The sequence below is a fragment of the bacterium genome (genome assembly GCA_036382775.1).
Lineage (GTDB): Bacteria > Hydrothermota > Tepidihabitantia > SM23-42 > JAOAFX01 > DASVHD01.
Map to the genome: position 1 here is coordinate 29533 of DASVHD010000048.1, position 26632 is coordinate 56164.

24 protein-coding genes and 1 tRNA gene are annotated in these 26632 nt (G+C 52.4%); 23 read left to right on the forward strand and 2 right to left on the reverse strand.

Annotated elements, in window-relative coordinates:
- Positions 1 to 156: 156 nt before the first annotated feature.
- The 16 genes from VF399_12390 (at position 157) to selB (ending at position 18416) form a co-directional block, all read left to right on the forward strand.
- The gene (locus tag VF399_12390; GenBank protein HEX7321139.1) at positions 157 to 618 is read left to right on the forward strand and encodes a hypothetical protein; all 462 of its coding nucleotides are present in this window, start codon (positions 157 to 159) and stop codon (positions 616 to 618) included.
- Positions 619 to 672: 54 nt separating this feature from the next.
- Positions 673 to 1962, forward strand: a complete 1290-nt coding sequence (locus VF399_12395; protein ID HEX7321140.1) for a double-cubane-cluster-containing anaerobic reductase — start codon at positions 673 to 675, stop codon at positions 1960 to 1962.
- Positions 1963 to 1991: 29 nt separating this feature from the next.
- Complete coding sequence (locus VF399_12400) at positions 1992 to 2723, forward strand: acyl-CoA dehydratase activase (GenBank protein ID HEX7321141.1); 732 nt, start codon at positions 1992 to 1994, stop codon at positions 2721 to 2723.
- 31 nt (positions 2724 to 2754) lie between these two features.
- Entirely contained in the window at positions 2755 to 3531 is a 777-nt protein-coding gene (locus VF399_12405; protein HEX7321142.1) for a hypothetical protein, read from the forward strand.
- Positions 3531 to 5096 carry a sodium:solute symporter family protein gene (locus tag VF399_12410; GenBank protein HEX7321143.1) on the forward strand — a complete coding sequence of 522 codons (1566 nt, stop codon included), beginning with the start codon at positions 3531 to 3533 and terminating at the stop codon, positions 5094 to 5096. Before VF399_12405 ends, VF399_12410 begins: the two co-directional genes overlap by 1 nt.
- Positions 5097 to 5106: 10 nt before the next feature.
- The gene (locus VF399_12415; protein ID HEX7321144.1) at positions 5107 to 5901 is read left to right on the forward strand and encodes a methyltransferase domain-containing protein; all 795 of its coding nucleotides are present in this window, start codon (positions 5107 to 5109) and stop codon (positions 5899 to 5901) included.
- Between the two features lie 140 nt (positions 5902 to 6041).
- Entirely contained in the window at positions 6042 to 6689 is a 648-nt protein-coding gene (locus VF399_12420; GenBank protein HEX7321145.1) for a corrinoid protein, read from the forward strand.
- A gap of 14 nt (positions 6690 to 6703) precedes the next feature.
- On the forward strand, positions 6704 to 7672 hold the full coding sequence (locus VF399_12425; protein ID HEX7321146.1) for a uroporphyrinogen decarboxylase family protein: 969 nt from the start codon (positions 6704 to 6706) through the stop codon (positions 7670 to 7672).
- Positions 7669 to 9195 carry an ASKHA domain-containing protein gene (locus VF399_12430; GenBank protein ID HEX7321147.1) on the forward strand — a complete coding sequence of 509 codons (1527 nt, stop codon included), beginning with the start codon at positions 7669 to 7671 and terminating at the stop codon, positions 9193 to 9195. Before VF399_12425 ends, VF399_12430 begins: the two co-directional genes overlap by 4 nt.
- The gene (locus VF399_12435; protein HEX7321148.1) at positions 9183 to 10193 is read left to right on the forward strand and encodes a 2-hydroxyacyl-CoA dehydratase family protein; all 1011 of its coding nucleotides are present in this window, start codon (positions 9183 to 9185) and stop codon (positions 10191 to 10193) included. The genes VF399_12430 and VF399_12435 overlap by 13 nt, the downstream gene beginning before the upstream one ends.
- Complete coding sequence (locus VF399_12440; protein ID HEX7321149.1) at positions 10177 to 11568, forward strand: 2-hydroxyacyl-CoA dehydratase family protein; 1392 nt, start codon at positions 10177 to 10179, stop codon at positions 11566 to 11568. Before VF399_12435 ends, VF399_12440 begins: the two co-directional genes overlap by 17 nt.
- Positions 11569 to 11710: 142 nt before the next feature.
- Positions 11711 to 12736, forward strand: coding sequence for a uroporphyrinogen decarboxylase family protein (locus VF399_12445; GenBank protein ID HEX7321150.1), 1026 nt, complete (start codon positions 11711 to 11713; stop codon positions 12734 to 12736).
- Positions 12727 to 13449 carry an acyl-CoA dehydratase activase gene (locus VF399_12450; GenBank protein HEX7321151.1) on the forward strand — a complete coding sequence of 241 codons (723 nt, stop codon included), beginning with the start codon at positions 12727 to 12729 and terminating at the stop codon, positions 13447 to 13449. Before VF399_12445 ends, VF399_12450 begins: the two co-directional genes overlap by 10 nt.
- Positions 13450 to 13533: 84 nt before the next feature.
- Complete coding sequence (locus VF399_12455) at positions 13534 to 14775, forward strand: class II glutamine amidotransferase (protein ID HEX7321152.1); 1242 nt, start codon at positions 13534 to 13536, stop codon at positions 14773 to 14775.
- A 119-nt stretch (positions 14776 to 14894) separates the two neighbouring features.
- Positions 14895 to 16325 (forward strand): L-seryl-tRNA(Sec) selenium transferase, encoded by a 1431-nt coding sequence (gene selA / locus VF399_12460; GenBank protein ID HEX7321153.1) that lies wholly within the window; start codon positions 14895 to 14897, stop codon positions 16323 to 16325.
- Positions 16326 to 16502: 177 nt separating this feature from the next.
- Positions 16503 to 18416, forward strand: coding sequence for a selenocysteine-specific translation elongation factor (selB, locus tag VF399_12465; protein HEX7321154.1), 1914 nt, complete (start codon positions 16503 to 16505; stop codon positions 18414 to 18416).
- A gap of 3 nt (positions 18417 to 18419) precedes the next feature.
- On the opposite strand, the gene VF399_12470 is transcribed toward selB, so the two are convergent.
- A complete protein-coding gene (locus tag VF399_12470; GenBank protein ID HEX7321155.1) occupies positions 18420 to 19229 on the reverse strand; it encodes a class I SAM-dependent methyltransferase in 810 nt (269 codons plus the stop codon).
- Positions 19230 to 19398: 169 nt separating this feature from the next.
- Here VF399_12470 and VF399_12475 point away from each other — a divergent pair, with 169 nt between their 5' ends.
- Complete coding sequence (locus VF399_12475) at positions 19399 to 19863, forward strand: M48 family metalloprotease (protein HEX7321156.1); 465 nt, start codon at positions 19399 to 19401, stop codon at positions 19861 to 19863.
- A gap of 114 nt (positions 19864 to 19977) precedes the next feature.
- Here VF399_12475 and VF399_12480 read toward each other — a convergent pair.
- A tRNA-Sec gene (locus VF399_12480) sits at positions 19978 to 20071 on the reverse strand.
- Between the two features lie 316 nt (positions 20072 to 20387).
- Between VF399_12480 and VF399_12485 the strand changes: the two genes are divergently transcribed.
- The 6 genes from VF399_12485 to VF399_12510 all read left to right on the forward strand — a co-directional run.
- Complete coding sequence (locus VF399_12485) at positions 20388 to 20951, forward strand: hypothetical protein (GenBank protein HEX7321157.1); 564 nt, start codon at positions 20388 to 20390, stop codon at positions 20949 to 20951.
- 159 nt (positions 20952 to 21110) lie between these two features.
- On the forward strand, positions 21111 to 22301 hold the full coding sequence (locus VF399_12490) for a T9SS type A sorting domain-containing protein (protein ID HEX7321158.1): 1191 nt from the start codon (positions 21111 to 21113) through the stop codon (positions 22299 to 22301).
- Positions 22302 to 22436: 135 nt separating this feature from the next.
- The gene (locus VF399_12495; protein ID HEX7321159.1) at positions 22437 to 23000 is read left to right on the forward strand and encodes a hypothetical protein; all 564 of its coding nucleotides are present in this window, start codon (positions 22437 to 22439) and stop codon (positions 22998 to 23000) included.
- 276 nt (positions 23001 to 23276) lie between these two features.
- A complete protein-coding gene (locus tag VF399_12500; protein HEX7321160.1) occupies positions 23277 to 24359 on the forward strand; it encodes a T9SS type A sorting domain-containing protein in 1083 nt (360 codons plus the stop codon).
- 279 nt (positions 24360 to 24638) lie between these two features.
- Complete coding sequence (locus VF399_12505) at positions 24639 to 25559, forward strand: Omp28-related outer membrane protein (protein HEX7321161.1); 921 nt, start codon at positions 24639 to 24641, stop codon at positions 25557 to 25559.
- Between the two features lie 335 nt (positions 25560 to 25894).
- A partial coding sequence (locus VF399_12510; GenBank protein HEX7321162.1) for an Omp28-related outer membrane protein occupies positions 25895 to 26632 on the forward strand: 738 nt, incomplete at its 3' end.

Below are 26632 nucleotides of genomic sequence, written 5' to 3' on the forward strand. Positions count from 1 at the left end.
ATATAGACACTAGTTCCCAATGGCGGGGCAACAAATGACTCGCCAATGCTTGGGGCTCGGTCGAGCCCACCCAATAAAGCTTCCATCAGCTAAAAACACAGGGTTGCCGGATAACGCCGGATCATTCCGGCGATCTTGGCATCGCAGGATTACCCCGTGAAAAAAAGTGTGAAGATCATGCTTTATGCCCGTCGTAAAAAGATCCGCTGGAACGACGAAACGGACGATGAAGAACTCAACCAACGCATGGTGCTGGCTGCCTGGCCTGATCTTGACACCTGCATCGAGCTGTATTACAGACTCACTCCGACGATGGTCCAGTATCGAAAGAAAAATGAGCCGCCGATGAACATGGATTGCACGGCTCGATTCACCAGATCCACAAACAAATACTGCATAACCGATGAATTAAAGATACAGGTCATTGATGCGCTGACTAAATTAGTGTTCAGGATACCGTCCAGCGGGCTGGGCGATGTCCAGATCAAAGAAAAAGCAGATCTCCGGCACCTCAGGATCTCATATTTTTGGCGCGTTTTCTACCGGAAAAATGAAAATACGATCCAGCTTCTGGAGTTGTGTCCGCATAAAAAACCAGCTTATTTAAAGCGCTTATAAGGTAGTGCGAGAGTGGAAAAGTATGATGTTTACTGATTTTATTAAGGAGGCGGTATGAATAAAGACCCTGCAGTACAAAACCACAAAAAAATGTGGCAGGAGCTGGGACTGGACGTCAAGCTCCATAATGAAGTTCTGGCTTCGATCAACGATCAGTTCCGGAAAACGGTTGCCAACCAGAAAAACCGGCCGGCGGGCATGGCGTATTTTGACCTTGTCCTGCATGAATCACACGGCGGCAGGATCGCCGAGATCATAGCAGAAAAGAAAAAAGGCAATAAAATGATCGGTACCTTCTGCATTTACGTACCCGACGAGATCGCACTGGCGGTCGATATCGTCCCGGTCGCGCTGTGCGGGGGCACTAATTTTTCTGTACCTTACGCGGAAAAAACGTTTCCCCGCGATATCTGTCCCCTGATCAAGTCAACGCTGGGCCTGGCTTTTTCCAAAACGTGTCCGTACGCTCCGATAAAAAGCATGGCGGTCGGCGAGACGACCTGTGATGCCAAAAAGAAAACCTGGGACATTCTTGCCCAAAAAGTCAATTTTCACATCATGGAACTACCGCAGAAAAAGGGTATCATCGACACCCACCTCTGGCTTAACGAGGTCAACGAATTCGCCGGCAAATTGGAACAGCTTGCCGAAAAAAAACTGACCGCCGAAAAACTCGGCGTGGCCATAAAGATTATAAACAACAAACGCCGCGGCCTGCAGCGTCTGAGCCGTCTCCGCAGCCAGAACCCGCCGCCGATCAGCGGGCTTGACGCGCTGGTCGTCATGCAGGCGGCCCTGAACGACGAACCGGTGAGGTTCACTCAGCGTCTTGAGGAACTGAACCGCGAGCTTGAAATGCGGACCGAGCAGGGGATCTCGCCGTTTCCCAAAGGTGTCAAGCGGATCATGATCTCGGGATGTCCCGCGGTCATGGGTAACTGGAAACTTCATTCACTAATCGAAAACGCCGGCGCGGCCGTGGTCGCCGACGAAACCTGCACGGGCCTTCGCTACTATGATGATCTCGTGGACGAAAATCCAGCTGACGTGGAAGGGCAGCTCGCGGCGATCGCTGACCGCTACCTGAAGATCAATTGTTCCTGTTTCACGCCGAACAATGACCGCCTTGATAAGATCATAAAAACCGCGCGGGATTTCAAGGCTGACGGCGTCGTTCAATATGTTCTCCAATACTGCCACACCTATAACGTTGAGGCCATCAGGGTAGATGGCATGCTAAAGCAGAATAACGTACCGAGCCTGAAGATCGAAACCGACTACTCGGAAGAGGATACCGGGCAGTTAAGAACCCGGGTAGAAGCGTTTTTGGAAAAAATCGCCTAAGAGGACCTATCCGCTGCGCTGGCCTTGACATTGGTTCAAGAACCATAAAATTTGCCGTTCTTGACAACCACTCGATAACCGATTACCGGGTTGTGGAAACCGGCACTGATCCGCTGGGAAACGCAAAAACTATATTGGATGGAAGCCCCTATGACCGAATAACCGCGACCGGGTATGGCCGGTACCTGGCTCACGAGAATTTTGCATATCCGGTGATAACGGAGATCAAAGCCTACGCGCTGGGCGCTTACTTTCTGTTTCCAGGCTGCCGCACGGTTATCGACATCGGCGGGCAGGACAGCAAGATCATTAAGATCATCAACGGCAAAGTCGAGGATTTTGAAATGAACGACCGTTGCGCCGCGGGAACCGGGAAGTTCCTTGAGGTAATGGCGCACACTCTGGGCTATACGATCGAGGACTTCGGAATTGAAGCAATGCGGGCTCAAAAGCCGGTCAGTATTAACGCCATGTGTACGGTTTTTGCCGAATCCGAGGTCGTATCCCTGCTGGCGCGCGGTGAGAAACCAGGGAATATCGCCCTGGGTATCCATCAATCCATCGTGAGCCGGTTGCAGGCGTTGATCGGGAGGGTAGGTTTCCTTGATGAAATCGTCTTTGCCGGAGGGGTGGCAAAGAACCGGTGCATCGTTTCTTTATTGGAAAAGAACCTGGCAAGGAAACTGCTTGTGCCCGACGAACCGCAGATCGTCGGCGCCATCGGCGCCGCGATCGCTGCGGGTTGCATTAACAAAGAATAAAATGATAAAACAACAAGGAAAGGAGAGGAACATGAGAGGCAGGAAGTATCTGTACGCTATCTTCGCCATGCTGGTCATGGCAGGTATAGGCAGCGCCGCAGTGCTGCCCATGGTCGGTGTCGACATCCCCGTAAGAAGCAAGTATGTCTGGCGCGGCGCCGTATTCAACACCGATCCGGTACTCTGGCCTGATGCCTGGATCAACTGGTTCGGATTCACGTTCTGCGCGTGGGGTTCGATGGACCTGACCGACGTGAAGGAAAAACAGCTGTCACTCACTGATCTGGCACTCTTCCTCGATTACACGCGGCCAGTCGGCCCGGTGACACCCACTGTCGGTTTCGCGCTGTATAATTATCCGGGCTCTGCTTATGGGGATGCGTTTCCGACAACCGGCGAGGTCTACGCGAAGGTGTCAGGCAGTTTGGGCGTCCTTCAGGCCGCGTTGAACCTAAACTATGACGTGATGGAAGCCAAAGGTCTATATGTCTCGCCATCGATCACCAAGGTTTTGCCCCTGGGTCCGGTAGCATTAAGCCTTACATTATCAGGCGGATTCGCCGATGGCAATCATAATGTTTATTATTACGGTCTTGACAAAACCTGCTTCACCGACTTAACCGCGGTGCTGAAACTCACATTCACGCCGTCGGGTCCACTGGCGAAATGGCTGATGATTTCGGCCGATATCGATTACGCCATGCTGATCGATTCAGAACTAGCGGACCTCGTCGAAACATACGGCGACTCGAAGAACATCTATGGCGGCGGTGGAATCGGCATTTATTACCTGTTCGGGGGTGAGTAATGGGAAACACCATTTATTACTGGATCACGACCATCGCCTACTCAGCGCTAGTAATCATACTGGGTTTTGTCAGCTGGAACAAAGCCCGTGGCAAGACCGCGACCGGTCAGATCCTTGATTTCTGGATCGCGAGCCGCGAACTGCCCGGCTGGCGTCTCGCCGTATCCCTGACGTCAGGCTGGCTCATGCTGGGTTGGCTGGGATACGGCATGTCGATGGTGTACCAGATGGGGCTATCCGGTGCCTGGATGCTGTTCATTCCCTGGTTCATACTCTGCTTCATCATTATCTGGATGGTCCCATTCGTGCGCCGGCTGCCTGCGATATCCCTGCCCGAAGCACTGGCAAAACGGTTTGGCACAGACACCCGTTATATTTTTGCGCTCTGTTCGATCTTTGTCTTTACCTCATGGACCGGCGCTGAACTCTACATGATGGGTCACTTGGGCGCGCCGTTCCTCAACGTTTCACCGGTTGCGGTCATGATTATCATTGTGATTCCAGTAATGCTCTACACTTTTTTTGGCGGCTTCCGGGCTGACGTGCTCACCGATGTTGCGCAATTCCTTATCATGGCGCCGTTCATAGTTATTCTCGCAATCGTAGGCCTTAGCGCAGCCGGCGGGATTACCCAGGGAAACATCCTTGGCCGACTGGCAGAAACCGCGACTCCTTATTATGGACAGGGATCAATGTTTCGGTTATTTGCATGCGGCATCGCTATGCCTATTATTCTGCTATTCGCTTACCTGCCCGGCTGGATGGTCGAGCAGGATCTATTGCAAAGAATCCAGGCTGCCAAAAGCCTGAAGCAAGCATACCGAATGGCATATTTCAGTTTCGTTCTCATAATTGTCTTTGTCTTGATTTTCCCTTTGCTCACCGCCTTTAGCGCAATTGTCCTTTTCCCGCCTGGTGCGGAAACTAGCGCTGCCGCGATTGGAAGCGATGCAACCGGTATCATCTCCGCGATAATTCTCAAGTACTTCCCTATATGGGCGCAAATTCTCATGCTCGTGGGAATAATCGCATCGCAGATGTCAACGGTTGATACTTTTGCCAATGTCACCGCAATGCCTTTATCGTACGACCTCATACAACCGATTTTCTTCAAGAAAGCACCGCGACCTGTCGCTCTCCAGTGGACGCGAATTCTTGCTGTCATAGCGATATTACTGGGGTTCGTGTATGCGATCAACGCTACTTCGTTGATGGATGTCTATATCCTCTCATCCGGCGTGCTGACCGCGTCGATCGCGATCCCGGCATTCGCGATATTCTGGAAAAAAGCCAACAAGCTCGGCGTGACCCTGAGCGCGATAATGGGTTTTGTCGGCAATGTTGTATTTTATATTTTGGAGTACCATGTCTGGAAGCACAATTTCCAGCCCAAATGGTTTGCTGATACTTACCTCGGTTACATTATCATTGGATTGATCGGTTCAGTTCTCGGTCTTGTTATCGGCTCGCTGATAGGAAAGCCATCTTCTCAGGAGCAACTAGCGGTGGTAGCACCTAAACCACTTGAAGGGATGGAGATTTTTGATTTGGCAAAAGAACCTTAAGGAGGTTATTATGGAAAAATACATGAAAGACTACACGATAAAGGACGTACAGGACGTCTATGACGGACCCGGCGGGCTGCTCTGGGAGGCGGTCATGACCGAGCAGATCCATTCGGGCGGCGCCGAAGCCACCGACGTCCTGGCGAAGAAACTGGGCTTGAAAAAAGGCATGGTCGTCGCCGACCTGTGCAGCGCGCTGGGCGCGCCGGCGAGACACATCGTCCAGAAATACGGCGTTACGGTCAAAGCCGTGGACGCTACCAAGACCATGATGACAAAGGCCATTCAGCGGACTAAAGATGCCGGTCTTGAGAAATTTATCGAGTTTTACGAAGGCAACGTCATGGACCTGCCCTTCAAAGCCGGATCGATCGATGTCGTCTGGGGTCAGGAAGCATGGTGCTATGTCACGGACAAAGAACGGTTGCTCCGCGAGGCGTACCGCGTTCTGAAAACAGGCGGCATGATCGGCTTCACAGACTGGATAATTACCGGTGACATTTCGCCCAAAGAGCTCGAACCCCTCTATGATTCCATGGCTTTCCCCTACATGGAATGTATTAAGGGTTATCAAGAGCTGCTCAAGAAAGTCGGGTTCAAGAATATCGAAGCGATCGATAACACTCAGTCTTTCGCCAAGTGCTTTGACCAGTATCATGACATGGTGACGGTTCAGATGAAACCGACCATAATGAAAAATTTCGGCCCTGATCTGTACAGTTTTGCCGAGAATCTGGTTACGATCTGGCGCAAAGCAGCGCAAGAGCATAAAGTCGGCAGCGGGATGTTCATTGCGAAAAAATAACACGGGCACAATACCACCTTGTTCATGCGGGGTGCGCGCACGCGCACCCCGCATATTTGTCATGGGATTGCTTACGTATTGCGCCACTTGACTAAAACGGAAATTCTGACTATGCTCGGTAAACTAAGGAGATGAGAAAAATGACACCAGCGGATATCACGCAGGCAATTATCGATCTGGATGTCGATAAAGCCAGGCTCATCGTGGAAAAACTTATCGGCTCGGGCATTGATCCCGAAGAGATCCTTGATCATGGACTGGTCCCAGGCATGAAGAAGGTCGGCGATCTTTTCAGCGAGAAGGTCTTTTACGTGCCGGAAGTACTGCTTGCTGCGGAGGCCTTTTACGCCGGGTTTAACCTGGTCCAGCCGTTGATAAAAAAGAATAGGCCCGGCGGTCGCAAAGGCAAGATCGTCATGGGCGTGGTGGAAGGAGATATCCATGACATCGGAAAAAACATCGTCAAGGTCGTCTGCGAATCATCCGGTTACGAGATCATTGACCTGGGTAAGGATGTGCCGTGCGATAAATTCGTGAGCACGGTGATCCAGGAAAAACCGCGGATCCTTGCCATGTCGTCGCTCATGACCACCACCATGACGGGCATGAAGAGAGTCATTGACCAGCTGGAAGCAAAAGGGATCAGGGAAACCGTGCATGTCATCGTCGGCGGCGCGCCGTTGACCGATGATTATGCCCGCGGTATCGGCGCGGATGGCTATGGACATGACGCGATCCAGGCGCTGGCGGTCGTTGACAAGATCATCCGCAAAACGCATAAGGGATAAGCCCTGGCAGTACAATGGACAGCGTCACCAAGGTCATAAACAAAGAAAAAAATTACGCCGTCTTTCCCCTGGTCTGCGCTGATCACTGCGCCTGGCTATGCAAAACACCGTTCAAGGAGGTTGTCCAGGACGGTGAAAAGCTTGCCGGAGTCATTTATCAGGCGTACCAGGAATACGCTTATGACATGGTCCTCATTTTTTCCGATCCCTATGTTGAAGCCCAAGCCCTGGGTTGCGCCGTGGAATTCAGTCCCCGCCTTAAACTGCTCGGGCCTTCCAGCCGGATCGTGGAGACGATCGCGCCGATCAAATCGGTCCGCGCCGGCCGCGCCCATGCCAGTTGCGGCATCGACCGCACGCATGTTATCCTTCGCGCCGCCGAGATCCTTAAGAAAAAGGCACCGGTGCCGGTTTACGTTTCGGTCAAAGGTCCTTTTTCACTGGCCGCTTTCATTGCCACCACCGACCATTTTCTTAAACTTTTGATCGTGGCCGAGGAAAAAGCGCGCCGTTTCATCGATGTTGCGCTTGACTTTCAGCATAAGTACATCGCGCGGCTCATCGAGCTGGGCGTCGGTATTTTTATCGGCGATCCCATGGCATCGTCCAGCATCATTTCGCCGGAATTGTTCAGGAAGTTCGCTTTTGAACCGCTCCGGATGCTTGTCAAAGAAATAAAAAATGGGCGCTGCTATGCCGGTATTCATGTCTGCGGCAATTCGCTGCCCATCATGTCCATGCTTGACGATGTGGGCGCGGATATCCTCAGCGTCGAGGATATAAGCCCTGAGACCAGAACCCTGAAAATGGGCGGCGTGTCAACCAGCACGATCTATGAGGGCGATCGTGAAAAGATCAAACACGAGATCTCGCGGGCGGCGGGTAATACCCGGCTGATCATCAGCACTTCCTGCGACGTGCCGGCAGAGACTGACCCGGTGAACGTGAAAGCGATGATTCAGTTCGCGCGGGAGATTACGTGATAAAAGACTCATGCCTTAAATCCATAAAAGGCTCACGCTTGAATTCTCTGGAGTTAACCCGTAAGGGTTTCAACACCCTGCTTGATCTGCTCATTGAAAAAGGAATCATGGTCCATGCCGCCTGCGGTGGACACGGCCGGTGCGGCAAGTGCCGCGTTAAATTGAAAGGCCGGATAAACGCTCCGACACAACTCGAAAAAAAATTGATACCACAGCATATGATAAAGCAGGGATACCGCCTGGCATGCCAGTACGTAATAAAAGGCTCACGCCTGGAATTTACCCGTAAGGGTTTTATAAAAGGCTTACGCCTGAAATCCTTAAAAGATTCCAGCTTGGAATTTTTCAGTTTGGAGTTAACCCGTAAGGATTTTATACGACGCTGCGGTCTCGCCCTGGACCTGGGCACGACCGTGATCAAGGGTGCACGCGTCGACCTGGGACGCTGCGAGGTCCTGTCCTTTGCCAAGATCTATAATCCCCAAAATTTTGACGGCGCCGATGTCATGACCCGCATCAGCGCCGCGCTCAGCGGTCGCTATGACATCCTGCGCCGCCGGCTCCTGAACGGTGTATCGGCGGTCACGAAAGAACTCGGGTTCGCGGCGGACGCATCCGTGCCCATACCTACGGCCGTGGCCGGCAATCCGGTCATGTCCTCCTTCTATCTTGGTAAACCGGTGGCGGGACTGGCGCGCTACCCGTATGCCGGTGCCATCACCAAGAACATCCGGCGGAACAAACCTCCGGTTTTCATTTTCGGCAGCATCGGCGGATTCGTGGGCGGCGACACGATCGCCGGGATCCTCGCCAGCGGACTGCACAAACGATCCGGTGCTTCGTTCTACATCGACCTGGGCACCAACGGTGAGATCGCCCTGCTCGCAAAACGCCGGATACACGCCCTTTCGGCGGCGGCCGGCCCTGCTTTTGAAGGAGCCGGTCTGGAATGCGGCAGCCTGGCAATACCAGGTGCCATTGATGCGATCACGGATGCAGGGCACAGGTGTTTTCGGGTCCATACTATCGGCAATAAAAAGGCGCATGGTATCTGCGCTTCCGGGCTGATCGACCTGCTCGCCGTCCTGCTGCGACGCGGATGGCTGACCAGACACGGACGATTGACCAGGACGGTCAAGGTCAGCGGTATAAGCGTTGGACAGGGGGACATTCGTCAGCTTCAGCTGGCGATCGGCGCCATCCATACGGGCTTGGAGTTCCTCATGGAACACGCCGGGGTCGGCGCGAGTGATATCACCGATGCCGTCATCACCGGTGAATTCGGATCGCACCTCCGAATTGCCTCGCTCTATCAGATCGGTATAATCCCGACCGGTCTAAGAGCAGTGCGTCTTGAGCGCGACCTGCCGCTAAAGGGCGCGGTCAGCGCGCTCTGTGATGACCGCGTGCATAAGGATGCGGAGATCATACGCGGACGCAGCCGGCACATTGAACTCGCGATGCAGCCGGATTTTCAGCAGCGCTTTGTCAAGGCGCTGCAGCTGGCACCATGGAACAGGTAAAGCTCATCGGATATACGTGTTCTTATACGCCGGTCGAGATCCTGAGCGCGACCGGATACCAACCGTACCGTCTTCTGCACGGGACCATCGACCTGGCGCGCCGCAGCGACGACCGCCTCCGGATCGACGCCTGCCCGCTGGTAAAATCGAACGTTTCATTCATCCTGGAAAACCGTGAACGCTTCGCCGCGCTCGTGGGCACGACCGGCTGCGATATGGCGCGCCGCATGTTCGATGTTCTTGACCGCGCAATCGGTGTTCCCACGTTTCTTGTGAACAACCCGCGTACTGATAATTATCAAATGTATAGCGACGAGATCGACTGGCTGGTTGGGGAATTGCAGCGCCTTTCAGGCAAAGAGATCAATGACCAGACATTGAGGCCGGAAATAGGACGCTGGGAACAAGCCCGGGACCAGCTTCGCGACATCGATGGGCAGCGCGCCGCGTTGCCGTCCCGCGTTTCGACTTTCGAATTTCAGCGGTCTGCCGGATATTATTTCACAGGCAGGATCCAGGATATCCCCAAGACCGTTAAGCCTGAACCGACGGACAAACCGCGGGTCTACCTGCTGGGCAGCCCCCTGGTCTACGAATCGGGCTTTTTGCTCGAGTTGCTCGAATCACACCTGAGAATTGCCGGGGACTTTAATTGCGGCCTGTCCAGGATGTTGAGCCTGCGCGCGACCGATCCCTGTCTTGAGGGTCTTAAAAAAGCTTATTACCATCAACCACCCTGTATCTTCAAACGCCCCAACCGGGATTTCTATAATTGGACAGCCAAGCGCGCGCATGAATTAAAATGCGCGGGCGTGGTGGCACATACGCTTGATTACTGCGACAGCTATGAATTCGAGCTGAAAAAGATCGAGCGTATGCTGAACCTTCCCCTGCTCAAGGTCCGAAGCGATTTTTCAGCGCAGAATCTCAGCCAGCTGAAAGTACGGATCGAGGCATTCGCCGAAATGATCGGAGCAAGCCATGGCAGTAAAAAATAAACGCTTTATTGACCCGGCCCCCCGGAAAATATCACTGGCGCAGTGGAGCGAGCAATTCCGCCATATCGGCGACGACCTGATCCAGAAGTACTGTTACTACGGCAACAAGTCATGGGGCACTTACCTTACCCCGCCGGCGACTTTCATGGTCTACGGCGCTCGCGAACTGAAACGCCTGCGCCTGGACAATTCGCTGGCATCCTTGAGGATGTGGGGTTTTGTGTTCAACGAATCAGAACGGCTGTTCCGCGCCCGTCAATCAGGTAAAAAGGTCGTTGCCACAATGGGCGACCTGGGTATTGTTCCTTATATTATCATGGCTTTTCCCGAGTGCATTCCGTTCTATCCGGAATGTATCTGGTGGACGCCGTTCTTCCGCGAGTCGGCAGACCTGCTGGACGTTGCCACGCAGCTGGGAGCGCCAGAAGCGGCATGTTTTGTCAGGGCCGCGATCTCGGCATTTCACAAGAAAGCGTATTTTCCCAGGCCCGAACTCCTCATCGCTTCTACCGGCGCTTCTTGCGATGATTATTCTTGCGTGATGCAAATGGTCGAAGATATGGGCCACGAGCTGCTTTGGCTCGAGATCCCCGCACGTCGTATCCATGAATCGGCGATTGAAACAGCAGCCGATTACCGGGCGCGATTTGAAAATTACTTGATGAACGATTACCAGAAGGTCTGGGACCGCATGATCCGGCTCACGCGGACGAAAGACATCGATTTTTCAGGACTGCACCAGAGTATACACAAGGCTAACCGGCTCCGGACGCTGGTGGAAAGCATAAAAGATCTGAATCGCAACGCGCCCTGCCCGCCCCTGCCGGCGCTCGAAATGATGACGGTCGAGTTCGGGAACCTGTACGGGTACGCTGACATCGACGAATGGATCAGCATCGTCGAAATGCTTTACGAGACAGTGGCGCATCGGATCGACAAGGGTACCGGCATTGCCGGCGCTGATACCATTCCCATCGCCTGGGTCACGCCATCAGCCGATCCCATCCTATTGAATATCGTGGAAGACCTCGGCTGCAGAGTCGTGGAAACTGAATACGTCATCAACCAGGCGCTCGTACCGATCGATGAGAATATCGAACCTTTCAGAGCGCTAGCGCGGGCGTTCTACCAGGCGTCCCTGATCGGTTCGACACAAGCAAGGGTGGAGCGGATCAGGCAGGCGGCGCGCGAACGCAAGATCAAAGGGGTACTGATCACCAATATGCTGGGAGCTTCACACTGCGCCATGGAGACGCGGCTCATTGAAAGCATGATAACGGAAGTCCCAGTCGTGTCGATCGACATACCCATGCCTTCCGGCGTCACCGAACAGCTCAGGACGCGGCTGGAAGCGTTCGTGGAGATAATGAGATGATGATGACGAATATTCCGAATAAAAATATCACGAATGGTACGAATGATCTTTTTAAAAATATTCGAATTATTCGCTATCATTCGCAGGATTCGCTTTCTATGATATTCGTGATATTCGCTGTCATTCGTTCAATTCGCATCCAATGAAAGATGTTCTAACATCGCGTGAACGTTTCGGACTGCTGGTCATCGACGAAAGACCAGACCGCGTGAATGTCATGCCCTTGATCACGTCGCACGCGGCAACCGTTGCCGGCATCAAGCTCAAGGAGTACTACACGAACGGAGAGGCAATGGCGCGCGCCCAGCTTGTCGCCCTTGAAAAATACGGCCACGATGCGATCGCTGTTTTTTCGGAGGTCGGGATCATCGCCGAAGCCATGGGTTCGGCGTTCACTTATCCCGAAAACGACCTTCCGGTCTTAAAAAAAGGAGCGCTGGAGATCAAAAAACTTGCCGGCATTAAAGTGCCGGATCCGGAAAAGGACGTGCGACTGCCCGTCTACCTTCAAGCGATCGAATATGCCTATGCCGCTGTTGCCGACCGCGTGCCGATCCTTGCCTTCGTGCCGGCGCCTTTCACAACCGCCATGTCGCTGGGCGCGCCTGACCAGTTCCTGATCGATACTATCCGCAACCGATCGCAGGTCAACGCGTTGCTCGACTTGTCCCTGCAAGCCTGCAAGGAATTTTGCTACGCGATCATCAACGCCGGAGGGCTGCCCGTGCTTGTCGATCCGCTGGCATCAAGCAGCGTCATCAGCCCGCGTACCTACCGGGAATTTGCCCTGCCCTACGAGGCCGATTTGATCAGGTTCCTGCACCGCTATGACCTCGACATTGTTCTGCATATTTGCGGCGATACCACGCCTATCCTGGAGCTGCTGCCCGAAACGCATGCCGATCTCGTGAGCGTTGATCAGGTTGACATGGATAATGTTCTGGATAAAGTATCCAGAGACATGAGGATCATAGGTAATTTCAACACGTCACTATTGGCGCAGGCAACCCCGGATATCATTGCACGGGAGACTTCGATGATGGTCCGCTCGGCCATGCACAGCCCGCGGGGCTATGTCGCCTCGACCGGTTGTGAAGTCCCCATTCACACGCCATCCCCCAATGTCCGCGCGTTCGTCATGGCTGCCAAGGAGGCCGGTTGGTATTAGGCATTGACGTGGGCTCGCTCTATTCAAAGGGCGTGCTTTTTGACGGTGAGATCCGGAAAAAAGTGGTGGTAAAAACCTCATACCGGCCCAGAGAGGCGATCGCGGAGATCAAAAGGGAATTATGGGGATATAACCTCATCGCCGCCACCGGTTATGGCCGCGAGCTGGTGACCGACGCCCACCGCACCATCACCGAGATCAGCGCTTTTGCGCGCGGCGCCGCTTACATCGACCGGACGGTCAGGACCATCATTGACATCGGCGGGCAGGACAGCAAGGTCATTAAATTAAAAGATGGCGCGCTTGACCGCTTCGTGATGAATGACCGCTGCGCCGCGGGTACCGGTAACTTCATCGAAAAAATGGCGCAGGCGCTTGACCTGACGCTCGAAGAGTTCGGGGCCCTGGCGCTGAAATCAGGGCGTCCCGAGCCGATCGACTCGTTATGCGTGGTGATGGCCGAGACCGAGATCCTGAGCCTGGTCAGCGAAGGCAAAAGGATCGAGGATATTATTTTCGGCATCTGCGATTCGCTTATCCGCCGGATCATCGGCATAAGCGGCCAGATCGGCATCGAAGATCCGGTGCTTTTCTGCGGCGGCGGCGCCCTGAATCCGGGCCTGGTAAAAGCATTGGAACACAATCTGCATTCGGTCATGCAGTCACCTATCCCGCAGTACGTCGGCGCGCTGGGCGCCGCTCTGTCCATCTAGGCGGCCGCGCCCCTTGACACCAGGTCATGCGATCGTATAATATATCGTATAATATTAAGAGGAATGGATAACAGGAGATCCCGCATGCTCTGGAGATACAGGCCCTTCTTGTTAAAGACCTGCCTGCTGATAATACCTGTGGTATTCGCGGTCCTGGTCATGATCTCAAGGCACGCGGAGCCAAGCCGGCCGGTGCCGCACAACTGCCGCATGTGGGGGATCACCACGTCATCCATGTATTACGGTCTGGAAGTGATCGTGCGAGCGCATCTTGATTCATTGCGCGCCCTGGGCAATTCTAACAAGGACGGATGGGGGATCACTTTTTTCACGCGCACCGATCCGGATACGGTCATGCCATTGATCGAGCGCGGCGAACCCAGCGCGCCGTCCGATCCCAGGTACGAACTTGCGGTCAACGATCTGATCATGTTCCTGAAGAACACCGGCATTGCCCACGTGCGCAGCCGGAGCAGCGGACCGACCGACATACCTAATCCCCATCCTTTCTTCAGAAAATCGCTGCGTCGGAATCTGAATTTGCTTTTTTCACACAACGGTACGGTGGATACCAAAACTCTCCTGGAGCTGATCCGGCGTGAAGATCCCGCTTATCTCAACTCCAATCCGCCCGATTATCCGGACCCCAACTATCTTGATTCCGACCTCTATTTCCTGTTCATTGTCGAGATCATAGACACGCATCTGTCAGAAAGCATTGAACAGTGCGTCCGCCTTGCCGTCACAAAGATCGATTCGGCTTTAGGCCCGCCCGCAAATACCTCCCAGCTGAACTTTTTGATGACCGACGGCTATACCCTTTGGGCATTAAGGCACGGCTGGTTAATTCCGGATTATTACACTCTCTATTTTTATCCGATTCCGCAAAATGAACCATCCAATTTTTGGATCGCGGCTTCGGTCCCCATGGGCATTGATCCTGGACCCTGGTGTGAGATCCCGAATTCGTGCCTGGTGACGCTGCGACCGGGCGAGAAGCCGCTCTTGACTTATATATATAACCAACCGCCGTGCTCATTGACGATCCCGGTTTCCGCGGCGCTCGCAGTGCACCAGAACCCGTCGAGCAGAAAGATCAACGCGACGTACGAACTCGCAGCGCGTACGCAGGTGCGCATTACGGTCCGTAATATCGCGGGGATTCACGTCAAGACCATCGCCGATGAATGGCAGGCTTTGGGCGTCCATACCGTTACCTGGGAAGGCAAGGATGAACGCGGTAACACGGTCCCGGCGGGTCCCTACTTCATCTCTCTGGAGCACAACGGCAAGGCCATGACCAGAAAGGCCGTTTTACTTCAATAACGACCGATGAAAACATTCACCTTTGATCAGCCGATCTCTTTTGTTGACATAAGCAGGGAATTAACTATACTTTTCCTGATCGTGGCGAAGTTAAAATTATTTATCTAAATTAGACAATCATGAAAAAAATAAAGGAAAAAAACGCACCTTCTGAAAAAGGCAGCGCGCTCAGGCAGATCCCGGCCGTCGATGCCGTGCTGGGCTGGGATGAAATAAAACCGTTCTGCGAAACCTTTGAACACGCGCATCTTCTAACGGTCGTCAGGGACTTAATCGACGATTTCCGTAAACGCCTTGCTGCCGGAGAATCTCTGAAGCTCGACGACTTGAAAAAAAGCATGCGCGATGAACTCGGAGCTTTGACCAGCCACTATTACCGATACGCGATAAATGCGCTGGGTATCGTCCTCCACACGGGTCTGGGCCGCGCGCCGTACAACAATGATATTCCTGAAACGCTGCGCGCGGTATCAACGGGTTACTCGGTCCTCCAGATCGACGACGAAGGCAAGCGCGCCGACCGCTATCATAAGCTCAGCCGTCTTTTGCAGATCCTGACCGGAGCCGAGGCGGGCATGATGGTCAACAACAACGCGGGCGCGACCCTGCTGATATTAAGCGCCCTGGCAAAGGACCGCGAGGTCATAGTTTCGCGCAGCCAGCTTATCGAGATCGGCGGCGCGTTCAGGATCCCCGATGTGATGGCGATGAGCGGGGCGGTCATGCGCGAGGTGGGCACGACGAACCGCACCCATCTTAAGGATTACGAAGGCGTGATCAATGATAGAACCGCGGCATTGCTGCGTGTCCATCAGTCCAATTACCGCATCACCGGTTTCACCAAGGAAGTATCGCTCGACGAACTGGTCGCCCTGGGAAAAAAATACAGCATCCCCGTGATCGACGACCTTGGCAGCGGCGCCCTGGTCGACCTGGCTGCTTATAAATTGCCCCGGGAACCGCTGGTGCAGGAAAGCGTAAAAGCCGGTGCCGACGTAATCTGCTTCAGCGGCGACAAACTCATCGGCGGACCACAATGCGGTATCATTGTTGGCCGGAAAAAATACATCGACCTCATCAAGAAAAACCCCCTGCACCGGGCGCTGCGCTGCTGCAAGCTGACCAATGCAGCCCTGGAAACGACGCTGCAGCTTTTCCTGCTTAAAGAAGAGCAATTGATGAAGAAACACCGGGTCCTGTCCATGCTCGTCCGGCCCCTTGACGAGATCAAAACACACGCCGAGAACTGTGCCCGTCAATTAAAGACGCTTTCCGGTCATGTCCGCATCGAGGTAAGACCTTCAAAATCAGAGGTCGGTGGCGGCTCGCTCAGCACTGAAGAGCTGCCGACATACGTGGTCGCCCTGAAGCCTGAAAAAATATCGGTCGAAACGCTGGCCCGGGCATTAAGAACGTACTCCACGCCGATCTTCGGCCGGATCGAAACCGACCAGCTGCTGCTTGATTTCCGGACGATCCTCGAAGGTGAGGAAGAGATCATAATCAAAGCACTGAATGAGATCCTTGGTGGGGAAAAAGTTGGTAGTTGAAAGTTGTACGGCATGGCAGCCAGTATCGTCCTAAGGCATCGTTATATGTACTATCAAGGAACGAAAAACAATAAACGTTTAACCATACTAGCGGCGATGCCAACCAACGAATAACCATGCCCGATCCAATCAGGAAACACATCGTCATCCCACAGGGATACCAGTTATTATAAAATCATGACCAAACACATCGTCATCGGCACGGCAGGGCATATTGACCATGGCAAGAGCGCTCTGATAAAAGCGCTCACCGGTACTGACCCGGACCGGCTCAAGGAAGAAAAAGAAAGAGGCATGACCACTGACCTCGGGTTCGCGTTCTACGGAGACAATGTCACCATCATCGATGTCCCCGGTCATGAAAAATTCGTCAGACACATGCTTGCCGGTGCAAGCACCATCGATTTCGTGTTCCTGGTCATTGCCGCTGACGACGGGATCATGCCTCAGACCACGGAACACCTTGATATCCTTAAATTACTGGAATTAAAGCAGGGTATCATCGTTCTTACCAAACGGGACATGGTTGACGCAGAGCATCTGGAAATGGTCACGGAAGAAATAAGAGATTATGTCGCCGGCACTTTCCTGGAGAACGCTCCGATCGTCCCGGTATCAAATACTACCGGCGAGGGCATTGACACTCTTAAAAAGATGATCGACGGTCTGATCCCTAAATTGGAAACCAAGACAGACCGGGGTGTTTTCCGAATGCCGATCGATCGGTGCTTCACGATAAAGGGATTCGGCACCGTTGTCGCCGGTACGATCCTGTCCGGAACGGTAAGAGTTGGCGAAACCTACGAGATCCTGCCCTCGGGTAAAAAGGTAAAGATCCGGGGCATCGAGGTCCATAATCATGAGGTTACCGAAGCCGGAACCGGGTATCGGGCGGCGATCAACCTCACCGGCGTGGAAAAAGAAGAAGTGGAACGCGGCGACGTGATAAGCCAGGTCAACTTTTACACGCCATCAAGCTTCATCAACGCTTCGCTGTATATCCTGCAGTCGGCAGAAAAACCGCTGAAGAACCTGGTGCGGTTGCGCATTCATTTCGGCACAAAAGAGGTGCTGGGCAGGATCGTCATCCTGGAAAAGAAAACCCTGGCGCCGGGCGAAAAGGGCATGGTTCAGTTCCGTCTGGAAACGCCGGCGGTCTGCGACGTCGGCGACCGGTATGTCATAAGAACTTATTCCCCTCCCATGACGATCGGCGGCGGCGTTATAATTGAACCCAAGGCGGAAAAGGTCAAAGGATTTGACGAACAGCTGATCGAACATCTGCACAAGATCGAGGACCGCGATCCCGTTATCATGATCAAGGAAAACCTCATGTCAAATTACCTGCTACCGCGTAAGATCGACGAGATCGCATATGACCTCAATCTCCAGGCAGCACAGGTGCAGGGTATCGTGCAGGAGCTGTTAAAAGACAGCGAAGTCGTACGCATCGATGAAAAACGCGGCCTGTATTACGAGGCCGAGAACATGACAAAAATGCGCTCAAGGATCAAGGAGATCCTGACAGAATATCACAGAAGCAATCCAACGCTAACCGGCATGCCGAAGATCGACCTCGGCATCGGCATTGGCCGCGGGCTCGATAACACGCTGCTTGGTTATGTGCTGGAACGTATGTCCGGGGATAAGATCGTTAAAGTTGCGTCGGATAACAAGGTCAGCCTCCACGACTTCGGCGTCGTGCTGGACAAGGGGCTTGATACCATGGTTAAAAAACTGGATAAGTTATATTGCACGAGCGAATACAAACCGCCCGATTACAACGAGCTCATCGCGCAACAGCACGGTCCCGAGGATATCGTGAAAAAAGCATACCGTTATCTGATCGATACGGGGCTGGTGATATTCCTGGGCGAAGGGATCGCCATGCACAGGACAATGGTGGACCAGGCACGGGAAAGACTGGTCAAGTTCCTTAAAACCAACAAGGAGATCCGCGTCGCTGAATTCCGCGACCTGCTGGGCGGGACCAGCCGTAAATACGCTTTGCCGCTGCTCATCTATTTTGACACGAAAGGCGTAACTATCAGACGCGGCGAGGTCAGGGTTTCAGGACAAACTGGCAGTTAATTTTCAAATCTTGCTTTTTGACCTGGCCATTAATGTGAACATCAAAGGTATTTTATTTCTATAATCCGGCAAGTACCACCAGCCACTTTTGTCGCGTTTCATGTCGGGTAAAGCTTTATAGAATATTTTATCAAACTCATGGATAAATTCAATTCGCAAACCCGCCCTTACCAATGAATTTACAACATCACTCAATGACCATTGCCATTCATATGATGGATTTTTTCGGATATACGTATCGTCCGAATAATCGGGTGATGCATCACGCCATTTCGCCGGTTTTTCACCATGGAAATAAGGATGAATAATCTCCAAATCCCCCCTCTTTAAATCACTAAATATACATATTAAAGGATGATGCTCCATTATATAAAAAATGCCGTCTGTTTTCAAAAAATGCTCGATCATTTTTGCCCATTTTCCCAGATCCTTTAACCAACAGAGAACTCCTTGAGATGCATACACAATATCGAATTTCTCATTTAAATGCTTTTTTAAATCATAAACGTTACAACAGATGAATCTGGCTTCGATATTCAATTCCTCTCTCAATTGGTTGGCATAAGCAATCGATTTCTCCGAAAAATCCACTCCAGTCACAATAACCCCCTCTCTTGCCCATGACAAAGTATCTAACCCAAAATGGCATTGGAGATGAAGTAATGATTTCCCTTTAATATCGCCCATTTCTTTTAATTGAATAGCATCAAGAGTGGATTCGCCTTTTTTGAATTCGCTAACCCCATATGACCTGATATGCACATCCGTAAGTTCATTCCACAACCGTTTGTTGTTTTCTTCATAAACATTCATTACTGTTTGCTCCTTTAAAAATGGTGTCCCCGATTTCCTGATTGGTCAATATTACATAATTCCAGATTGGATCAGCCATTATAAACAATTTTATCAATTTCTTCAGGGCTGTCAATAAGTTTCAATCCATTATTATCGAAGACGATGTAGTGATCAAACCAGTTCGTTGTTGAAGAACCTGGATAACGATGCTCAGTTCGCTTCGGCGCTGGCTCATGAGGTGGGTCATGTCGTGGCGCGGCATTCGATCAAGTGCCTGCAGGCGATCTATGGATATTCCATCGTCATGGAGGTGGCGCTGGGTGACAAGATAGGAAAAGTCGCGCGCCAGGCAGTCGATGCAGCCACGGGACTGATCCTCCAGGGATACGGCCGGGAAAATGAATATGAAGCCGATGATTATGGAGTACTGTACGCCAAAAAGGCGGGCGATAATCCCAAGGGCATGGTGCAGCTTTTTGAGAAATTCAAGGCGCTTGAGGGCAAACCGCCCAATGCCTTTGAGAAACTTTTGCTTTCACACCCGCCGGCCAAGGACCGGATCGACAACGCGAACAAGCAGATAAAAACTGTCGGCGGCATTGATCTGCCGTATTTTGAAACCGAATACTCCGCAGTAAAAGCAAAACTATAAAAACTATTGAGTAATTGGGTAATTGGTTAATTATGTGATTGTGTAATTTTGTTATTTAATATTTCAGAATACTTTTCTTAAATTACTAATGACTAATTACTATTTACTAAATGATGGCGGAGGCGTGTAGGAATCGAACCTACCATCCCCCTTTCGAGGGATAGCTGGGTTTGAAGCCCAGTAGGCACACCAGCACCTATCCGCCTCCGTGCACTTCATGCTGCTAATAGCTTATAGCCGACAACTTCAAAACAATGAATTATAACGACTGGAAACTCAATGTCAAGCAGAATTTCCCACCCGTCTACGATTCTTCATTATCTTAACTTCTCAACCTCGTTATCTCCCATCTTCACGTCTTATCATGAACCCTTATCCACTTTCTTTATCATATCCTCATAACCTCATAACTTCACATCCTCAATCTTTTTCATATCCCCTTGCCTTCTGTTATCCCTTGACGGGTAACGATTATTAATTATAATATTATCAATGGTACATAAGAACCAAAAAGGAGGATTTTTATGAGAAAAAATTTTGTCATCGTCTCAATGCTCATGATCAGTCTGGCGAGCGCGTCCACCCTGCTCTCGAACGGTGATTTCGAACAGGAATTTTCCGTCGGATGGCAGAACAGCGCTCCGGGTTATTACGATTCATTGCTCAGAGGCCCGGACTACCAACCTGATCCCGATATGGAAGCTTATGTGTTCCACGCCTACGGTGGATATTTTAGACTTTCCCAGACCGTGGACATCCCTTCAACCGACCTGCAATTTTCGATCGAAGCCAGCATGTCAGCGTACGACAACAATGCGGATACGCTGTGCTGGGCCGCGGCCGCGGTAATTGTTTCCTACCTTAGCGAAGGCAACGCGGTTCTTGGACAAACCCGGATCTGCAGTTACACGACACCATGCCCCTGGGTGAGTTCGAGCACGGTCCACCTGATCCCGGTAGCTGACGAATCATGGCACACTTATTCCTTCAGCGTAACTTCAGAGCTCGGCAACCTGCCGGGCGTAGATCCCCTGCTGATCAAGAAGGTCGAGGTCGCCCTCTATGACACGGCAGCGCACACGTGCTGAGGCGCGGCAGAACAGGCGAAGGTCTTCGCCGATAATGTCGCGCTGAATTACACCGGCTCGCTGCCATTTGTAAACCTGCAAAAGAACACGGTCTATGACGCAGGCGGTAATAATAACAATCATATCGATCCCGGTGAAACGGTCAACCTGACCGCAACGATGAAAAACGTGGGCGGCGTGAATTTCACGAATCTCACCGCCACGTTGCAGACATCGGACCCGTACATCACGATCACGGATAACTCGGGCAGTTTCGGCGCCCTGCTGGTCGACAGCACGAAGGAGAATATTCCCGATCCGTTCGAGCTGACGGCTAGCGCGTCGACGCCCATGGGACATGCGGCAGTGTTCACGCTCATCGTCCAGGAAGGCGCTTTTGCCGACACCTTCACGATCAACCATGTCATCGGCACGTATGATTATCTCATCTGGAATCCTGATTTGACACCGGGACCAGGTCAAGCCGCGGACGACATTCTCACGGCGCTCGGCTATAACGGCGTTTACGCGACGACCATGCCCCTGACCGACTTAGCTCAATACCGTGCCGTCCTGGTGTTCCTGGGGATCTTCCCGAACAACGAGGTCATCGAAGCAGCTAGTCCGGAAGCCGCAGCCCTTGTAAACCATATCAATTCCGGCGGCAGGATGTACATGGAGGGCGGCGATTGCTGGTATTATGACCCGCTGGTCGGCGGCTACAATTTCTGCCCGATCTTCGGCATCTATGCCTCTGCCGATGGTTCCACCGACCTGGGACCGATAAGCGGACAGACCGGCACGTTCACGAACCAGATGAACTTCACGTATACCGGGGAAAATAGTTATATGGACCACATCGATCCGACCGGCACCGGTTATCTGATCTTCATGGATACCGATAACGCGTACAATTGCGGGATCGCCAATGATGCCGGCACTTACCGGACCGTCGGCACGTCCTTCGAGCTCGGGAACCTTACAGACGGGAGCGGTGTTTCGACACGGGCGGCGCTGCTGGATTCGATCATGCATTTCTTCGGCGTCCATGTCACGGCGGTCAAAGAAGACGCCGGGACGCAAGCCATAGGCCTTCGGTTCAGCCTGCGCGCACTACCGAATATTAGCCATGGCACCGTGCAGATCACCTACAGTGTCAAGCATCCCGCCGGCACAGAGCTCAAGGTCTATGACGCCGCTGGCAGGGTAGTCAATGATCTTTCGCGCAATCTGTCGAGCGCAGCGGTAAGCGGTATGATAACCTGGCCGGGAAAAGACCAGTCGGGCAGACCGGTCTCGGCCGGCATCTATTTCATACGCTTGTCTTCCGGAGGTTTGCAGCAAACCGCAAAGGTCATCCTTACACAATAGACCTTAACAAACAAGGACAGAATACCAAACCGCCCGCTTTCAAAAAGCGGGCGGTTTTTTTACCCTTTTATCTATTGACAAGCTTTTGAAACGTATTATAATATACAAAACCTATTTATTTTATAGGAATAAACCATGCCCTTGAAATGTTTCTGCACCCTCACCGCGGCTCTGCACATCTGTTTCAGCGCGGTGCTTTTGACCAACGGCGATTTTGAACGCAGTTTTGGCACCGGCTGGCAGATCCATGCTCTTTGGGCGGCTGATTCGGTCAGCCGCTGCACATGGTATGATCCAGACCCGGATTATGAAGCCCTGGTATATACATCCAATGGCGGTTCGCCGCGGCTGTACCAGCGCGTCAACATCCCGGTCACTGCCCTTGACTTTTCCGCCATTTTGAAACTTTCCGCTGACGATAACAATGCCGATACGCTGTGCTGGGCAGCGGCCGCGCTGGTCATCTCGTACGTCAACCAGTCAGGGAATGTGCTCGGGCAGACGAGGATCGGCCAATGGACCACGCCTTGCCCGTGGCAAAACAGCCCGGTCCTTCATCTCGTGAGCGTCGCAGACACGCTTTGGAACGCGTATTCATTTTCGATCGACAATGAACTCGCACAACTGCCCGGGGTTGACCCGGCGCAGGTCCGGAGCATTGAGATCGCGCTTTTTGACACGACGGCGCACACCTGCTGAGGGGCGATTGAAACAGCGAGGGTCTTCGCTGATGACATTGCCCTGAATTACACCGGTGTTCTGCCGTTCCTGGACCTTGTATCAACGGCTGTTTATGACGCGGCCGGCAACAACAATAATCATCTGGATCCCGGTGAATCGGTCAGCCTGACAGCTACCCTAAAAAACATCGGCGGCCTCGATCTCACGAACCTCTCGTCCACCCTGCAGACATCAGACCCCTTTATTACGATCAGCGATAATTCCACGGTTTACGGCGCCCTGCCGGTCGACAGCGTGAAAGAGAACCTCAGCGATCCATTCACCCTGACCGCTGACATAAGCACGCCCGAAGCGCATCAAGCATTTTTCAGCCTCATCGCAACGGATGACGGCGCCGATTTCGTTGATACGTTCTATTTCATTATCGTCATCGGTGACTACCATTACCTCGTGTGGAACCCGGACCTGACTCCTTCGTCGGGCCGACTGATCGACAGCATCCTAACCGCCCTGGGGTATACTGGAATGTACAGCACGACCCTGCCGGCAGATGACATTGATCTGTTCAAGGCGGTCTTCGTTTGTGCCGGCGTCTACGGCAGTAATTATATTATCAGTGAATACAGCCCCGAAGCAGCAGCCCTTGTCAATTACCTGGGTGGCGAGGGACGCGTCTACCTCGAAGGGGGCAACGTATGGTATGCAGACCCTCTGGCATACGGGGGTTATAATTTCAACCTGCTTTTCGGCATCAACGCTCTGGACGACGGCGGGGAAATGATGCCGATCTTCGGACTTGAAAACACGTTCACCCGGGGTATGTCTTTTTCTTATGGCGGCGAAAACGTGTTCATGGATATTATCGAACCGGATGGTTCTGAACCATTCTTGATCTTCAAAGACAGCGCCCAGGTGGGCCGCGCGGTCGCATGGGATGCGATGATCTACCGGACCGTGGGGTCCGCGTTCGAACTGGGCGGACTAATCGACGGTCTGGGCGTGAGCACCCGCGCCGCGCTTTTGGATTCTATAATGCATTTCTTCGGCATATCTGGCACAGGAATTTCTGAAGAAACTTCATATCCGACCGAACAGGACACGCGATTATCTTTGACGGTCAGCCCTAACGTAACCAGGATCAGGGTCAATATTGTCTTCACCGCAGAGCCGGGGGTTCAGGATCTAGGATTAAAGATCTTTGACGCATCCGGTAGATTAACAAAGAATCTGCTACCTACTACCTACTCCATACTACCTACTGCTGTCTCATGGGATGGTACTAATTCAGACGGCAACAAAATCCCTGCCGGCGTATATTTCGTCCGCCTGCAAGCGGACAGCCGGCAACAAACGGCGAAGATCATACTTGTACGTTAGGCTTTGCGAGCATTATATGTGTTTGTTATCCCCCTATGATGTAACAAACCCCTTGACAGTCCATGAAAATGAATTATAATATTATAATATATGATGAAATCAACACAATCAAAAGGAGGTTTTATGAAACATAATTTCAGTATAATGTTAAGCATCGTCGCTGGGCTGGCCATTGCTAATATGGCTTTCGCCGCTCAGCGCGTGGTATTATGCGAAGAAGCGTATTCTGAGGGCTGAGGCAGCTGCGCAGCCGCCAGCTGTACGCTGGACGTAATTTCTGTGCTGTACCCCACAAGGGTAGCCGCGGTGGAATGGCACCCGTACACGAGTTATCCGCTGGGTCTGCTGGAGTCATATCAACGATGGTTTTCATACCCGGCGCCGTATTATTACTGGAATGGCGTGGATTCGGTATGGGCTTATGCGACGCCATGGCTTTGGGTAGACGGAGACAAGGATCCTGCTTACCTGACCGGCACATGGCGCTCGAAAACAATCACCGAGATGAACAAACCTTCACCACTAACCTGCACAATGTGGGGGAATTATACTCTGACCGAAGGCACCGGTACGATCTATGCCAAGTTTCGCAATGATTCAACCGCAACCATATCCGGCAGGATCAGGTTCGTGCTCACAGAAGACAGTATCTACTATGCGGCTCCAACAGGTGACCTCTGGCATAACCATGTAGCTCGGGACTATATACCCGATACGAGCGGTACCGCCTTTACGCTGGCTCCCGGTGACTCAATAACGACCAGCCGCAGTTTCACGGTACAAGCCGGTTGGAACCAAAACCGCTGCAAATTAATCGCCTGGGCTCAGAGTACAACCTTACTGGCTGACTCAACCAGGGATGTCTGGCAGAGCGGCATCAAGAACGTCGCAGACCTGATCGTCGACGTTGATGAGGCCAAGCTGGCAACGCTCAGGCCGCCCGTTGTGCTGGCGCCGAACCCCTGCGTCAACGAGGTGAAACTGTCGTTCTCGCTGTACCAGGGTCTTTCCTACACGCTGAACATCTATGACATCACGGGCCGCAGGATCAGCACATTCCGGGGCATTGCCGCGGGTGATAAGGAAACTGTAACCTGGAACCTGAGGAACGATACCGGCGCGCGCGTGACATCGGGCGTTTATTTTTACCGCTTTGACAGCGCGCGGCTCAAGAATTCGGGCAAGATCGTGGTGAAATAAACGAATAACGAACGGCAATTATCCAAACGGGACCCGTGGAGGGTCCCGTTTGGATTTATACCCCTTGACATACATTGATATGAGATTATAATATCACATAATTGAGTGTTACTATTAATATGGGTAACAAAAAAACAATAAAAGGAGGCTTTATGAAACATTGTTTTAGTATAGTACTAAGTATCGTGGCTGGTCTGGTTCTTGTAAGCATGGCTCACGCGGCCCAAAGGGTGGTGGTCTGTGAAGAGTTGTATTCAGAGACCTGACCGTCTTGCCCTACAGCCAGCAGTACGCTGGCTCAAATAGCTATAAATTATCCCGGACGCGTCGCGCTTATGGAATTGCACATAAACAGCGGCTATCCGCTATATAGTGCAGAAGCTTATCAGCGGTACCATTTCTACCGACCGCCGTACAGTGGGGGATATGCCACTCCCTGGCTTTGGTATGACGGCGATCAGCATGGCAGCTACACATACTCGCAATGGCAGACAAAGATCGTTGCTGAGATGAATAAAGCTTCGCCATTCACATTGACCACCTGGGGAACCTACACCGCCTTCAGAGGTTCAGGCACTATATATGCTAAATTCAGGAATGATTCATCGGCAACCGTAACCGGCAAGATTCGGTTTTGCCTGACTGAAGATAGTGTTTACTATTCTGCTCCGAACGGCGACACCTGGCACAACCATGTCGTCCGAGATTATCTTCCCGACACCGGAGGGACGTCTTTTACCCTGGCTTCTGGTGACTCCATAACCGTCTCGCGGGCTTTCACGGTTTCAGCAAGTTGGAACGAGAACAAGTGCGAGATTATAACCTGGGCTCAGAGCAACGGGTATCTTGCCGACTCGACCAGAGATATATGGCAGGGCGGGATCCAGAAGGTCACGAGCCTGGTCAATGTCGATGAAGGTAACCTGACCGAACTCAGGCCGCCCGTGCTGCTGGCGCCTAACCCTTGCGTCAACGAGGCGAAACTGTCGTTCTCGCTGTACCAGGGTCTTTCCTACACGCTGAACATCTATGACAACATGGGCCGCAGGATCAGCACGTTCAATGGTATTGCT

What these genes read in the sequence shown, in the direction of transcription:
- VF399_12485 (HEX7321157.1), top strand. Translation starts at nt 20,388, where the DNA reads ATGAGAAAAAATTTTGTCATCGTCTCAATGCTCATGATCAGTCTGGCG.
- VF399_12455 (HEX7321152.1), top strand. Translation starts at nt 13,534, where the DNA reads ATGCTCTGGAGATACAGGCCCTTCTTGTTAAAGACCTGCCTGCTGATA.
- VF399_12395 (HEX7321140.1), top strand. Translation starts at nt 673, where the DNA reads ATGAATAAAGACCCTGCAGTACAAAACCACAAAAAAATGTGGCAGGAG.
- VF399_12420 (HEX7321145.1), top strand. Translation starts at nt 6,042, where the DNA reads ATGACACCAGCGGATATCACGCAGGCAATTATCGATCTGGATGTCGAT.
- VF399_12405 (HEX7321142.1), top strand. Translation starts at nt 2,755, where the DNA reads ATGAGAGGCAGGAAGTATCTGTACGCTATCTTCGCCATGCTGGTCATG.
- VF399_12440 (HEX7321149.1), top strand. Translation starts at nt 10,177, where the DNA reads ATGGCAGTAAAAAATAAACGCTTTATTGACCCGGCCCCCCGGAAAATA.
- VF399_12435 (HEX7321148.1), top strand. Translation starts at nt 9,183, where the DNA reads ATGGAACAGGTAAAGCTCATCGGATATACGTGTTCTTATACGCCGGTC.
- VF399_12410 (HEX7321143.1), top strand. Translation starts at nt 3,531, where the DNA reads ATGGGAAACACCATTTATTACTGGATCACGACCATCGCCTACTCAGCG.
- VF399_12445 (HEX7321150.1), top strand. Translation starts at nt 11,711, where the DNA reads ATGAAAGATGTTCTAACATCGCGTGAACGTTTCGGACTGCTGGTCATC.
- VF399_12425 (HEX7321146.1), top strand. Translation starts at nt 6,704, where the DNA reads ATGGACAGCGTCACCAAGGTCATAAACAAAGAAAAAAATTACGCCGTC.
- selA (HEX7321153.1), top strand. Translation starts at nt 14,895, where the DNA reads ATGAAAAAAATAAAGGAAAAAAACGCACCTTCTGAAAAAGGCAGCGCG.
- VF399_12495 (HEX7321159.1), top strand. Translation starts at nt 22,437, where the DNA reads ATGCCCTTGAAATGTTTCTGCACCCTCACCGCGGCTCTGCACATCTGT.
- VF399_12470 (HEX7321155.1), bottom strand. Translation starts at nt 19,229, where the DNA reads ATGAATGTTTATGAAGAAAACAACAAACGGTTGTGGAATGAACTTACG.
- selB (HEX7321154.1), top strand. Translation starts at nt 16,503, where the DNA reads ATGACCAAACACATCGTCATCGGCACGGCAGGGCATATTGACCATGGC.
- VF399_12415 (HEX7321144.1), top strand. Translation starts at nt 5,107, where the DNA reads ATGGAAAAATACATGAAAGACTACACGATAAAGGACGTACAGGACGTC.
- VF399_12490 (HEX7321158.1), top strand. Translation starts at nt 21,111, where the DNA reads ATGAAAAACGTGGGCGGCGTGAATTTCACGAATCTCACCGCCACGTTG.